Origin of the sequence: Streptomyces sp. H27-H5, from assembly GCF_026627505.1 — a bacterium.
Classification (GTDB): domain Bacteria; phylum Actinomycetota; class Actinomycetes; order Streptomycetales; family Streptomycetaceae; genus Streptomyces.
This window is the reverse complement of record NZ_JAPNLK010000034.1, coordinates 43,689-56,752: the sequence shown is the minus strand read 5'-3', so window position 1 is coordinate 56,752 and position 13,064 is coordinate 43,689. Positions and strand designations below refer to the sequence as shown.

The following is a 13,064-nucleotide window of genomic DNA, read 5'->3' as shown; positions in this document are numbered from 1 at the left end:
CATGGCCGACTCGACCGCGCTCCCCCGGGGCCGCAAGCCGCTGCTGCACTGGGTCGCGGTGCACTCCCTGGGGGTGGCCGCCGCCCTGTTCTTCGTCCTCCCCTTCGTCTTCCTCTTCCTCACCTCGCTGATGAGCGACCAGCAGGCGCTGACCCGCGACCTGTGGCCGCGCACCTGGGAGTGGGACAACTACGTCCAGGTCTGGAACACCCCCGGCTTCCTGACCTGGTGGCGCAACACGCTGCTGTACGCCGGACTCGGCACACTGCTGACCGTGGTGTCCTCGGTGCCCGTCGCCTACGCGCTCGCCAAGTTCCGCTTCCGCGGCCGGCGGCTGTCGCTGCTGCTGGTGATCGCCATGATGATGCTGCCGCCGCAGGTGGTGGTCATCCCCATGTACCTCTTCTGGGCCAAGCAGTTGGACCTGTCCGGGACCCTGTGGCCGCTGATCGTCCCGATGGCGTTCGGCGACGCCTTCTCGATCTTCCTGCTCCGCCAGTTCCTGCTGACCATCCCCGACGAGTACCTGGACGCGGCCCGCGTCGACGGCTGCGGCGAGGTGCGGACGCTGCTCCGCGTGGTCCTGCCGATGGCCAAGCCGGGCATCGCGGCCGTCGCCCTGTTCCAGTTCTTCGCCGCCTGGAACGACTACTTCGGCCCCCAGATCTACGCCTCCGACAACCCGGCCGCCTGGACGCTCAGTTACGGCCTGGAGTCCTTCAAGGGCGCGCACCACACCAACTGGAACCTGACCATGGCCGCGACCGTACTGGTCATGGCCCCGGTGATCGTCCTCTTCTTCTTCGCCCAGAAGGCGTTCGTCGAGGGAGTCACCCTGACCGGAGTGAAGGGCTAGACACGATGAAACTCGCAGTGGTGGGCGGCGGTTCCACCTACACCCCCGAACTGATCGACGGCTTCGCGCGACTGCGCGACACCCTCCCCGTCCGCGAACTGGTCCTGATCGACCCGGCCGCCGAACGGTTGGAGCTGATCGGCGGCCTCGCCCGGCGGATCTTCGCCCGCCAGGACCACCCCGGGCTGATCACCACCACCTGCGACCTGGACGCGGGCGTGGCCGACGCCGACGCGGTACTGATCCAACTGCGGATCGGCGGCCAGGCCGCCCGCCTCCAGGACGAGACCTGGCCGCTGGAGTGCGGCTGCGTCGGCCAGGAGACGACCGGTGCGGGCGGGCTCGCCAAGGCGCTGCGCACGGTCCCGGTGGTCCTCGACATCGCCGAGCGGGTGCGGCGCGCCAACCCGGACGCCTGGATCATCGATTTCACCAACCCGGTCGGCATCGTCACCCGCGCCCTGCTGAAGGCCGGGCACAAGGCGGTCGGGCTGTGCAACGTCGCCATCGGCTTCCAGCGGAAGTTCGCGGCGCTGCTGGACGTGGCCCCCGCCGAGATCCACCTCGACCACGTCGGGCTCAACCACTTGACCTGGGAGACCGCCGTACGCCTCGGCGGTCCCGGGGGCACGGACGTGCTGCCGGGGCTGCTCGCCGAGCACGGGGACGCGGTCGCCGCCGACCTGCGCCTGCCGCGCGCCGTGCTGGACCGGCTGGGCGTGGTCCCGTCGTACTACCTGCGCTACTTCTACGCCCACGACGAGGTGGTTCGGGAGCTCGGCGAGAAGCCCTCGCGGGCCGCCGAGGTCGCCGCGATGGAGAAGGAACTGCTGGCGCTGTACGGGGACCCGGCGCTGGACGAGAAGCCGGCGCTGCTGGCCAAGCGCGGCGGGGCCTTCTACTCGGAGGCGGCCGTGGACCTGGCGGCGGCGCTGCTGGGCGGCGGCGCCCCGTCCGTGCAGGTGGTCAACACCCTCAACAACGGGACCCTGCCGTTCCTCGCGGACGACGCGGTCATCGAGGTACAGGCCCGCGTCGACGGCTCGGGACCGGTGCCGCTGGCCGTGTCCCGCCCGGACCCGCTGTACGCCGGGCTGATCTCGCACGTGACGGCGTACGAGGACCTCGCGCTGGACGCGGCCCTGCGCGGGGGGCGCGAGCGGGTCTTCCGGGCGCTGCTCGCGCACCCGCTGGTGGGCCAGTTCGACCTCGCCGAGGGGCTGACCGACCGGCTGCTCGCGCACAACAAGGAGCACCTGGCATGGGCGTGAGCCGGCCCGGCCCGGCGGCGGTCCTGGCCGTCGACGCGGGCAACAGCAAGACCGACGTGGCACTGATCGGCGCGGACGGCACGGTCCTCGGCACCGGTCGGTCGGGGGGCTTCCAACCGCCCCTGGTCGGCGTCGAACCGGCCGTGGACGTGCTCGGCCGGGCCGTCGCGGAGGCCGCCGAGGCCGCCGGACTGCCCCGGCTGCGGCCGGGCGCCCCGTACGCCGCGCAGGTTTCGGCCTGCCTGGCCAACGCCGACCTGCCGGTCGAGGAACGTCGACTGGCGGACGCGATCAGCGCGCGCGGCTGGGGCGCGGCGACCGAGGTGCGCAACGACACCTTCGCCATCCTGCGGGCGGGCCTCCCGGACAGCGGGCCGCCGCGCGGGATCGCGGTGGTGTGCGGGGCCGGCATCAACTGCGTGGGGATGCTGCCCGACGGGCGGACCGCGCGGTTCCCGGCGGTCGGCCGGATCTCCGGCGACTGGGGCGGCGGGGGCGGCCTCGCCGAGGAGGCCCTGTGGTGGGCGGCCCGGGCCGAGGACGGCCGGGGCGGGCCGACGGAGCTGGCGCGGGCGCTGCCCGGGCACTTCGGGCTGGGCTCCATGTACGAGTTGATCGAGTCCCTGCACCTGGGCGGGGCGCCCCGGGCGCGGACGCACGAACTGGTGCCGGTGCTGTTCGCGGTGGCCGCCGCGGGCGATCCGGTGGCGGCGGCGATCGTGGAGCGGCAGGCGGACGAGGTGGTGGCGATGGCCTCGGTGGCGATGGCACGCCTCGACCTGCTGGGCGAGGAGGCCCCCGTCGTGCTGGGCGGCAGTGTGCTCGCGGCCGGGCATCCGCGGCTGAACGGGCGGATCGAGGCGGGGCTCGCCGAACGGGCCCCGCTGGCCCGGATGTCGGTGATCGTGGCCCCGCCGGTGCTGGGGGCGGGGCTGCTGGGGCTGGACGCGCTGGACGCGCCTGCCGGGGCCCGTGAAAAACTCCGTGCCCATTTCGGGTGAACCCGCCCCGGGGGGCGTCCCGTCTGGAACCGTGGCGGTCACGTGGACGTATAGACGCTGAAGGGGTGGCGGGAACGACGCGGTGGGGGTCGCGGCGACGACACCGGGGGAGGGCTCGGGACGTATCGCCCAAGAGCCGGCACCGGGTGCTGTGGTTGACCGCCACTACGTCCATACTGCTGCGACGGGGGTACCTTCCAGCGGTGGCTGGGGGATTTCAGGACCGAGGGGGAGGTCACGGTGGCCATCACAACACGCGCGCCCGCGCCCGGCGGCGGTGTCTCCGCACCGCCCGCCGGGGCGCCCGCGGGAGCGCCCGAACCGCCCGGACGGGGAACCGCGTGGGCCGAGGGCGTGGACCGGCTGCGTGAGGCCGCGACCACCGAACCGGGCCGGCTGCGGATCATCGGGGCCGCGCTCGCCGCCCTGGTCGTGCTGTTCGGCGCGGTCACCGTGTGGGAGATCTCCGACCGTGCCACCGCCGCCGACGACGTGGTGGGCCACAGCCAGCCCCTCAGCGCGGACGCGGCGAGCATCTACCGCTCGCTCGCGGACGCGGACACGGCCTCCTCCAGCGGCTTCCTCGCCGGCGCCCAGGAACCCCGCGAGGTCCGCCAGAGATACGAGAAGGACATCGCCAACGCCTCCCGGCTGCTGGTGAGCGCGGCGGCCAACACCGGGGCCGGCGTGGATTCCCGCAAGGAGATCGCGCTCCTCGGCGAGGAGCTGCCCCGCTACACCGGGCTGATCGAGCAGGCCCGGGCGACGAACCGGCAGGGGCTGCCGCTCGGCGGCGCCTACCTGCGGTACGCCAACGAACGCATGAGCACCGTGCTGCTGCCGGCGGCCCAGCGGCTCTACGAGGCGGAGACCGGCCGCCTCTACACCGACTACGACGACGCCCGTTCCTGGCCGTTCGCCTCGATCGGCGCGGGACTGCTCGGCATCGGCGCCCTGGCGTGGGCGCAGCGACGCAACTACCGGCGCACCCACCGGGTCTTCAACCACGGCCTCGTCGCGGCGACGGCCGCCTCGGTCGTGGTGCTCCTGTGGCTCGTCGTCGGGACCACGGTCGCACGATCGGGGCTGAGCGAGGCCCGGTCGGACGGACAGGAGTCCCTCAAGGTCCTCAACGACGCGCGGATCGCCTCCCTCCAGGCCCGGGCCAACGAGAACCTGACGCTCGTCGCGCGGGGCGCGGTGCTGGCCGAGGACAAGAAGTCCGACAAGTACGACGTGGACTACACGAAGAACATGAAGGAACTGGACGCCGGGCTGTCGGCGGCGCTGCGGCTGGCCGACGACGACAGCGGCGAGGAGCCGGTCTCCAAGGCGGTCGCCGGTGTCACGCAGTGGAAGCAGCGGCACGCGTCGGCCCGGGAGAGCGACATGCGGGGCGACTACGACCTCGCGCTCGTCCAGGTGGTCGGCGACAAGGACCAGAAGGACAGCAGCGGGGCCTCCTTCGACACCGTGGACGCCTCCTTGGAGCAGGCCGTGGTCCACGAGCAGAAGGAATTCACTCAGGCGGCCCGGGGTGGACTCGGGGCGCTGGGCGGGCTGACGACGGGAGCGGCGGCCCTGGCGGTCGTCGGCGCGGCGGCGGCACTGCTCGGCATCGGTCGCAGGCTTTCGGAGTACAGGTGAGATCGATGCGGATACGAGCGGGGCGCGACCAAGAGCACGGCACGGACGGCCGGACCGGCGCCGACGGCGTCCCCGCGGCGAGCGGACTGCGCCGGGTGACGCGCCGGCTGCGCGGCTGGGGCGGGGTGAGCGCGATGGCCGCCGCCTGCGCGGTCACGGCCGTCGCCGTGCTGCTGCCGCTGGCCCACGCCACGCCGGACACCGGCGGTTCCGGCCCGGTCCGGCCGCCCGCCACGATGGCGATCGCCCCGGCGGGCCCGGCCGACACCTGCCAGGACCCGGAGGCCAGCCTGCGCCCGTCCGGCGTCGACGGCCCGACCATCGAGCGGATCCGGCAGGCGGGCAAGCTCGTCGCGGGCGTCGACCAGAACAGCTTCAAGTGGGGCTACCGCAATCCCGACGGCCACCTCGACGGCTTCGACATCGCGCTGGTGAAGGCCATCGCCAAGGACATCCTGGGCGACGAGAACGCGGTGATCTACCGGGCCATCCCCACGAGCCAGCGCGTGCCGGCGCTCCGGGAGAACCGCGTCGACGTCGTCGTGCGGACCATGACGATCAATTGCAAGCGGCTGGAGGACGTCGCCTTCTCGACGGCCTACTTCGAGGCGGGCCAGCAGGTCCTGGCCCCCAAGGGTTCGCCGATCACCGGGTACGACACCTCCCTGAACGGCCGCCGGATCTGCACGGCGGCCGGTTCCACCGCCGAGAGCGCGCTCAAGTCCCAGTCGTACGGTTCGCGGCCCGTGTCCGTTTCCAACCAACTGGACTGCCTGGTGCGCCTCCAGCTCGGCGAGGTGGACGGCATCATCACGGACAACGCGCTCGCCGCCGGCCAGGCGGCGCAGGACCCGTCGGTGCAACTGGTCGGCTCCCCGTTCACCCGGGAGTTCTACGGCGTCGCCATGAACAAGGACGCCTCCGACCTGGTGCGCCGGGTCAACAAGGTGTTGGAGGACTACCGCGCGGGCGGCGACGGCAGCCCCTGGATGCAGTCCTACCGCAAGCACCTGGAGGCCGTGCTGCCCAAGGTGACCGCCCCGCCCGCGCCCAAGTACCGGGACGGCTGAGGCCCGTGACGGAGGCAGAGCCCTACATGAGCGGTGTGGTCGGACCGGGGCGTCCGCAGGAGGGTCCCGCGGTCCTGGACGCGGACGGGGTGGATCGTGCGCTCAGCCGCCTCGCAGCGGAGCACGAGGCGGTCGAGACCTCCCTGCTCGCCCTCCAGGACCACTCGGGGCGACGGCTGCTGGAGGGCGCGGCCCTCACCGGGGTCACGAAGGAACGCTGGACCGCCGCCGACGCCGCGATCACCCGGCTGTGGACGCTCTTCGACGCCTACAGCGGGGCGCTGCGCGCCGCCCGGGAGATCCGCGAACGCCGCCGCCGGCCGAACCGCGAGGACCTGGTCGAGCTGACGGAGCGGCTGTGCGGGCCCGGTGTGCTGATCGCCGGCGCCGGGCTGGAGGGCGCCGCGCTCGCCGAGCGGATGTCGCTGGCGGAGCTGGTGGCCCGGATGAACGAGCTGTACGCGTCCTCCCTGGACGTGGTGGTCGCCGCCGACGCGGTCTGGTCGGCGCTGCCCGCGCGGATCGACCTGCTCGCCGCCGAGCTGCACCGCACGCGCTCCCTGGCGCGTTCGGTGGGCATCCGGCCGGGCGAGCACCCCTCGGGGGACGACCTGGAGGAGATCACCGCCGAGCTGACGGAGCTGCGCGCGCGGGTCATCGCGGATCCGCTGGCGTTCTGGTCGGCGACTGCGGGGAGTTCTGCCCCGGGCGGCGGCCGTCCGGACACCGCGCGCTACGACCGGGCGGCCCGCGCCCTGGACGACGTGCGCCGGGAGATCGAGGCGGTCCTCGACGTGCGGCAGGACTCCGAACAGCGGCTGATCAGCCTGCGGGACGTGCTCTCGCGGGCCGACCGGACGCTGGCCGAGGCGCGGACGGCGCGCGGCGAGGTGCTGGCGAAGATCGCGGCGTCGGAGGTGCCCGCGGTCAGCGGGCCGCCGACCGCCCTGCAGGAACAGTTGGCCGCGGCGGCCGAGTACCGGCGGCAGTCGCAGTGGCACCGGTTGTCGCCCCTGCTGGAGTCGCTGGAGGAACGGGCCGACGAGGAACTGCGCAGGGCGCGTGAGTCGTTGACCGCCGTGACGGCCCCGCTCGCGGTGCGGGCGGAGTTGCGCGGCCGGCTGGACGCGTACAAGGCGAAGGTGGCCCGGCTCGGGATGGCGGAGGATCCGCTGCTCATCGAGCGGTACGACACGGCCCGGCGGATGTTGTGGAGCGCTCCCTGCGATCTGCGGGCCGCCGAGGAGGCGGTGCTGCGCTACCAGTGGGCGGCGGCCGAATCGTCGGCCCCACCTCCGCCTCGGGACGCACCGGCACCGCCGGGCACGGTGCCCGCGGACCGCTCCGACGAACACTGGCCCCACCGGCCGGGGAAGGATGACGCATGAGCCCGAGCGGAACCGCGTGCGTTCGCCCCGGCTGCCCGGGGACGTACGAGGACATGGGCGGCGGCGAGCTGTACTGCGACACCTGCGGGCTGGCGCCGATCGGCTCCGTCGCGGCGGGCGCGGAGGAGCTGGTCTCGCCGCCGACGGGGATGACGAGCGCGGCGCGCCACGGTGACTCCCGGGGCTCCGCGGGTTCCCGCGGCTCGGAGCGTTCGGGCTCCTCGGCCTCCGCGCGCTCCTCCCGGTCCTCCCGTTCCTCGTCCTCGCGGCGCTCGGTGTCCGGCCGGCTGTCGCGGTCCCTGTCGGGGGCCGCGTCCACCCGCTCGGTTTCGGTGCGCAGTTCGGGTTCGGCGCCCTCGGTCTCCGGGCGCGGCCGGCTCGGGGCCGGGCTGGTGAACGTACCGGAGGTGCCCCGTCCGGATCCCTCGGCGGCGGTGCTGGAGAACCCGGAGGTCCCGGAGCGCAAGCGGTTCTGCTCCCGCTCGGACTGCGGGGCCCCGGTGGGCCGGGCGCGCGGCGAGCGACCGGGCCGGACGGAAGGGTTCTGCACCAAGTGCGGGCACCCGTACTCCTTCGTGCCCAAGCTGCGCACCGGCGACGTGGTGCGCGGCCAGTACGAGGTCGCGGGCTGCCTCGCGCACGGCGGTCTCGGCTGGGTGTACCTCGCGGTGGACCGGGCGGTGTCGGACCGCTGGGTCGTCCTCAAGGGCCTACTGGACACCGGGGACCAGGACGCGATGGAGGCGGCGATCTCCGAGCGGCGGTTCCTCGCGGAGATCGAGCACTCCAACATCGTGCGGATCTACAACTTCGTGGAGCACCTGGACCAGCGGACGGGTTCGCTGGACGGGTACATCGTCATGGAGTACGTCGGCGGCAAGTCGCTGAAGGAGATCGCCAACGAGCGCCGCCGGCCGGACGGCAGGCGCGATCCGCTGCCGGTGGAACAGGCCTGCGCGTACGGGATCGAGGCGCTGGAGGCACTGGGGCACCTGCACAGCAGGAACCTCCTGTACTGCGACTTCAAGGTCGACAACGCGATCCAGCAGCAGGACCAGTTGAAGCTCATCGACATGGGCGCGGTCCGCCGGATGGACGACGACGAGTCGGCCATCTACGGCACCGTGGGCTACCAGGCTCCGGAGGTCGCGGAGACGGGCCCGTCGGTGGCCTCCGACCTGTACACGGTGGCGCGCACGCTGGCCGTGCTGACCTTCGACTTCCAGGGCTACACGAACGTGTTCGTGGACTCCCTGCCCGATCCCGAGCACATCGAGGTCTTCGGGCGGTACGAGTCCTTCTACCGGCTGCTGGTGCGGGCCACCGACCCCGACCCCGGGCGGCGGTTCGCCTCCGCCCAGGAGATGGCCGACCAGCTGACGGGAGTGCTGCGCGAGGTCGTGGCGCTGCAGACGGGCAAGCCCCGGCCGCAGTTGTCCACGCTGTTCGGGCCGGAACTGCGCGTCCCGGACAACCGGTTGTTCGCCGACGAGGCGGGGGCGGAGGTGTCCCGGCTGGGGGCGCGCTCCACCGCGCCGAAGGGCCGACACGGGCGGACCGCCGGGCGGACCGCGCCGGCGCCGGTCGCCACCGCCGCACCGCTCGCGCCGTTGCCCGCGCCCACGGGGTCGGTACCCATCGGGTCGGTACCGGTGGTGTCCGGGCCGATGGCATCGGGCCCGGTGGGATCCGGGCCGGTGGGATCCGGGCCCGTGGCGTCCGTGTTCGCGGGGGGCCCGCCCGCGTCGGCCCCGGCGGCCGTCCTGGGGACCACCGCCACACACGTGTCGGCCGCGGCCGGCCCCCCGCCCCGGCAGGCGGCCGCCCCGACCGTGCCCGCCCCGGGCCCGACCCTCCTGTCCGCGCCGGTGCCCCGGCAGGCCCGCGGGCCGCTGCACGCCGGCATCGGCCTCGTGACCCTGGACTCCCGGAGCGCGGCGCTGGCCCTGCCGGTGCCGTTGGTGGACCCGGCCGACCCCAACGCCGGCTTCCTGACCGGTCTGCTCGCCTCCGCTCCCGCCGACCTGCTCGGCGCGCTGGGCGCGGCGCCCGCCGACTCGGCCGAGTTGCGGCTGCGGGAGCTGCGGGCCCGGCTCGAACTGGGCGAGTTGGCCGTGGCCGGACAGGCCCTGATCGAACTGGAACTGCGGCATCCGGACGACTGGCGGGTGGTGTGGACGCGCGGCATCGCCTCGCTGGCGAGCGGGGACGACGAGACGGCCGCCCTGTCCTTCGACGCGATCTACGACGCCTTCCCGGGCGAGCCGGCACCGAAGCTGGCCCTGGGCCTGTGCGCGGAGGTCCTGGGCCAGTTGGACAACGCCGCCGAGTACTACCGGCTGGTGTGGATCACCGATCCCGGCTTCGTCAGCGCGGCCTTCGGGCTGGCGCGGGTCCAGTTGGCCGCCGGCGACCGGACCCGGGCCGTGCGCACCCTGGAATCCGTGCCGGAGGCGTCGATCCACTACACCGCCGCCCGGGTGGCGGCCGTACGGGCACGCCTGCGCGACCGCTCCCCTGAGGAGGCGCTGCTGCCCGACCTGACGGCGGCTGCCGCGCAGGTCGAGGCGTTGGCCCGGTTCGGGCTCGACGCCGAACGCCACGAACGGCTGTCGACCGAGGTTCTGGGGTCGGCGCTGGACTGGGTACTGTCGGGTGGCCGGGGTGCAGACCCCGGCCGGACCTCGTTGCTCGGCAGTCAACTGGACGAGCGGGGGCTGCGCTTCGGCCTGGAGCGCTCGTACCGCGTCCTCGCTCGGCTGGCGCAGCGGGGCGAGGAGAGGATCGAACTGGTGGAGCGGGCAAACCGTTTCCGTCCCCGGACGTGGGTGTGATTGATGTCGATGCATCGGCCGTCGGGCTGCCCCAGCTGCGCTGAGCCCCTGGAAGAGGGGGACCGTTTCTGCGGCGTGTGCGGATACGCCCTCTCTTCCCCAACCGCGTCGGCGGACCCCGACCCGACCCTCCCGATCACCGCGCCCGCTCCCGCCCCGCCGGGTGACGCCGGCGCGGGTCGCGGCGCCGCCGGGTATCCGGACGGCGCGCCCGCGCCGGGCTGGGGCAGTGTCGCGGGCGCCGCGCCGACCCTCGTCGGGGATCCGACCGGCTGGGCCGGCGCACCGGCCCGGCCGGCTCCCGACGCCCCGTGGGGCCCGGGCGGGACGTCGTACGGCGCGTCCCCGGAACAACAGCCGAACCACGCCGCCGCGCAGGGGTCGTCGGACGGCCGCGGCGCGTCGTACGGCGCCGCCGGCGCGCCTCCCGAGGGCGCCCCGTGGGGGGCCGCCGAGCCGCCGTCCGGGCACCCCGAACCCCCGGTCGCTCCGGCCGGGCACCCGGTCGGGCACCCCGACCCGGGCCACGCGGCACCGGCCGGTCCCGCCCCGCAGGGCTTCGGCGACGCGGGCGAGCGGTACGACCCGCCCGTCCCGGCGCCCGCCGCTCCCGCGAGTTCGGCCGCTCCCGCGAACCCCCCCGGCGGCGACGCCGGCAAGACCTGCGTGGCCTGCCGCGCCGGCCGGGTGGACACCGACGGGTACTGCGAGCACTGCGGTCACGCCCAGCCCCGCGAGCGCGACCACCTGGAGGAGGAACTCGGCAGCGTCGTCGCGGTCAGCGACCGCGGGCTGCGCCACCACCGCAACGAGGACTCCTTCGCGGTGGCCGCGACGGCCCTGCCCGACGGTTCCGCAGCCACCGTGGCGATCGTCTGTGACGGCGTCTCGTCCGCCAGCCGCCCCGACGAGGCCTCGGCCGCCGCCGCCGGCGCCGCCAACGAGGCGCTGTTGGAAGCGCTCCCCCGCGGCGCGCACCCCCAGGAGGCCATGCACGAGGCGATCCTGGCGGCGGCCGCCGCCGTGAACGCCCTGGCCCCGGAGGTGCCCGGCGCCCAGAACGCCCCCGCCTGCACCCTGGTCGGCGCCGTCGTCAGCGGTGGCCTGCTCACCATCGGCTGGGTGGGCGACAGCCGCGCGTACTGGGTCCCCGACGACCGGGCCGCGCTCCCCCGGCGGCTCACCGAGGACGACTCCTGGGCGGCCCAGATGGTCGCGGCCGGCCTGATGGGCGAGGCCGAGGCGTACGCCGACGCCCGGGCCCACGCCATCACCGGCTGGCTCGGCGCCGACGCGTACGACCTCGAACCGCACACCGCCAGCTTCAAGCCGGACCACCCAGGCGTGGTCGTGGTCTGCACCGACGGGCTGTGGAACTACGCCGAGTCCGCACGGGATCTGGCCCGGATCCTGCCGCGGGACGCGGCGGTCCGGCCGCTGCACAGCGCACAGGTCCTGGTGGGGCACGCGCTCGACGGGGGCGGCCACGACAACGTCACCGTCGCCGTCGTGCCGTTCGCGGCCCTGCCGGAGGCAACCCCGGCGGCACAACCGGAACCGCAAGCGGAAGCGGACCCGCGCGCCCAGGCCTGATCTCCGACCGATCCTCCGAGGGAGTCCCATCGATGGCGAACTTCGCCAAGCCGAGCGCCCCGCGCTTCAGCGTGGAGGTGTACCAGAACGAGTTCCTCCCCGAGGGCGGCCGCGACGTCCACGCCATCGTCACGGTCACCTCCAGCGGCGGGGCCACCGCCACCCGGGCCGCCGTCCCCGCCCCCGGCGGGGCCGCGGTCGTGATCATGGTGGATTGTTCCGGGTCCATGGAGTACCCGCCGGACAAGATGCGCGGTGCCCGCGAGGCCACGGCCGCCGCGATCGACACCCTGCGCGACGGCACGAGCTTCGCGGTGATCGCGGGCACGCACGTGGCCAGGGAGGTCTACCCCGGTCAGGGCCGGCTGGCCACGGCCGACGCGGTGACCCGCGCGCAGGCCAAGGAGTCCCTGCGCGGCCTCGGTTCCGGCGGCGGCACCGCCATCGGGACGTGGCTGCGGCTGGCGGACGGGCTGCTGCGGCAGTCGCAGGCCACGATCCGGCACGGGATCCTGCTCACCGACGGGCGCAACGAGCACGAGGAACCGGCCGTGTTGCGCGCCACCCTCGAAGCCTGCGCGGGTCGCTTCACCTGTGACGCGCGCGGTGTGGGGACCGACTGGGAGGTGAAGGAGGTGACCGGTATCGCAAGCGCGCTGCTCGGCAGCGCCGACATCGTGGCCGATCCCGCGCACCTCACCGAGGACTTCACGCGCATGATGGAGAACGCCATGGGCAAGGAGGTCGCGGACGTCGCGCTGCGCCTGTGGACCCCGGTCGGCGTGGAGATCCGGTACGTGAAGCAGGTCGCGCCGACCGTCCAGGACCTGACCGACCGCCGTACCGAGGCCGGTCCGCGCGCCGGCGATTACCCGACGGGTTCGTGGGGCGACGAGTCCCGCGAGTACCACGTGTGCGTGCGGGTCCCGGGGGCGGCCGTCGGGCAGGAGATGCTGGCGGCCCGCGCGACGCTGATCGTGCCGGACGCGGGGGGCGGGACGCCGACCGTCCTCGCCCAGGGTCTGGTGCGGGCGGTGTGGACCGACGACCTCGTCGCTTCCACGGCGATCAGCCCGCAGGTGGCGCACTACACCGGCCAGGCGGAGCTGGCCCAGGCCATCCAACAAGGTTTGGAAGCACGCAAACTGGGCGATGTCGATGGTGCGACGGCCAAACTCGGACGCGCGGTACAACTGGCGAGCGCGTCCGGCAACGCGGACACTGCCAAACTGCTGGCGAAGGTGGTGGATGTCGTGGACGCGGCGGCAGGTACTGTGCGGCTGAAAGCGAAGGTCGCCGATGCCGACGAGATGACCCTTGAAACGCGTTCGACGCAGACCGTCCGAGTGAAGAAGACCTGAGAAGAGACCTGCCGCGATGACGCAGGGAGAAGGGGGAAGCGTA

At 74.0% G+C, this 13,064-nt stretch carries 9 protein-coding genes; all 9 read left to right on the top strand.

Features of this window, described 5'->3' with window-relative positions:
* The first annotated feature begins 1 nt into the window (after position 1).
* A complete protein-coding gene (locus OTB19_RS18560; protein ID WP_267799388.1) occupies positions 2 to 856 on the top strand; it encodes a carbohydrate ABC transporter permease in 855 nt (284 codons plus the stop codon).
* A 5-nt stretch (positions 857 to 861) separates the two neighbouring features.
* A complete protein-coding gene (locus tag OTB19_RS18555) occupies positions 862 to 2,127 on the top strand; it encodes a 6-phospho-beta-glucosidase (RefSeq protein WP_267799387.1) in 1,266 nt (421 codons plus the stop codon).
* Positions 2,118 to 3,128, top strand: a complete 1,011-nt coding sequence (locus OTB19_RS18550; RefSeq protein ID WP_267799386.1) for an N-acetylglucosamine kinase — start codon at positions 2,118 to 2,120, stop codon at positions 3,126 to 3,128. The genes OTB19_RS18555 and OTB19_RS18550 overlap by 10 nt, the downstream gene beginning before the upstream one ends.
* A gap of 240 nt (positions 3,129 to 3,368) precedes the next feature.
* Complete coding sequence (locus tag OTB19_RS18545; protein WP_267799385.1) at positions 3,369 to 4,775, top strand: hypothetical protein; 1,407 nt, start codon at positions 3,369 to 3,371, stop codon at positions 4,773 to 4,775.
* A gap of 5 nt (positions 4,776 to 4,780) precedes the next feature.
* A complete protein-coding gene (locus tag OTB19_RS18540) occupies positions 4,781 to 5,845 on the top strand; it encodes a glutamate ABC transporter substrate-binding protein (RefSeq protein WP_420716857.1) in 1,065 nt (354 codons plus the stop codon).
* A 26-nt stretch (positions 5,846 to 5,871) separates the two neighbouring features.
* Entirely contained in the window at positions 5,872 to 7,233 is a 1,362-nt protein-coding gene (locus OTB19_RS18535; protein ID WP_267799410.1) for a hypothetical protein, read from the top strand.
* Positions 7,230 to 10,067: a serine/threonine-protein kinase gene (locus OTB19_RS18530; protein ID WP_267799384.1), complete on the top strand. Its 2,838-nt coding sequence runs from the start codon at positions 7,230 to 7,232 to the stop codon at positions 10,065 to 10,067. The genes OTB19_RS18535 and OTB19_RS18530 overlap by 4 nt, the downstream gene beginning before the upstream one ends.
* Positions 10,068 to 10,070: 3 nt before the next feature.
* Positions 10,071 to 11,660: a protein phosphatase 2C domain-containing protein gene (locus OTB19_RS18525; protein WP_267799383.1), complete on the top strand. Its 1,590-nt coding sequence runs from the start codon at positions 10,071 to 10,073 to the stop codon at positions 11,658 to 11,660.
* 32 nt (positions 11,661 to 11,692) lie between these two features.
* Positions 11,693 to 13,021, top strand: a complete 1,329-nt coding sequence (locus tag OTB19_RS18520; protein WP_267799382.1) for a vWA domain-containing protein — start codon at positions 11,693 to 11,695, stop codon at positions 13,019 to 13,021.
* Positions 13,022 to 13,064 lie beyond the last annotated feature (43 nt).

What these genes read in the sequence shown, in the direction of transcription:
- OTB19_RS18560 (WP_267799388.1), top strand. Translation starts at nt 2, where the DNA reads ATGGCCGACTCGACCGCGCTCCCCCGGGGCCGCAAGCCGCTGCTGCAC.
- OTB19_RS18555 (WP_267799387.1), top strand. Translation starts at nt 862, where the DNA reads ATGAAACTCGCAGTGGTGGGCGGCGGTTCCACCTACACCCCCGAACTG.
- OTB19_RS18550 (WP_267799386.1), top strand. Translation starts at nt 2,118, where the DNA reads ATGGGCGTGAGCCGGCCCGGCCCGGCGGCGGTCCTGGCCGTCGACGCG.
- OTB19_RS18540 (WP_420716857.1), top strand. Translation starts at nt 4,781, where the DNA reads ATGCGGATACGAGCGGGGCGCGACCAAGAGCACGGCACGGACGGCCGG.
- OTB19_RS18535 (WP_267799410.1), top strand. Translation starts at nt 5,872, where the DNA reads ATGAGCGGTGTGGTCGGACCGGGGCGTCCGCAGGAGGGTCCCGCGGTC.
- OTB19_RS18530 (WP_267799384.1), top strand. Translation starts at nt 7,230, where the DNA reads ATGAGCCCGAGCGGAACCGCGTGCGTTCGCCCCGGCTGCCCGGGGACG.
- OTB19_RS18525 (WP_267799383.1), top strand. Translation starts at nt 10,071, where the DNA reads ATGTCGATGCATCGGCCGTCGGGCTGCCCCAGCTGCGCTGAGCCCCTG.
- OTB19_RS18520 (WP_267799382.1), top strand. Translation starts at nt 11,693, where the DNA reads ATGGCGAACTTCGCCAAGCCGAGCGCCCCGCGCTTCAGCGTGGAGGTG.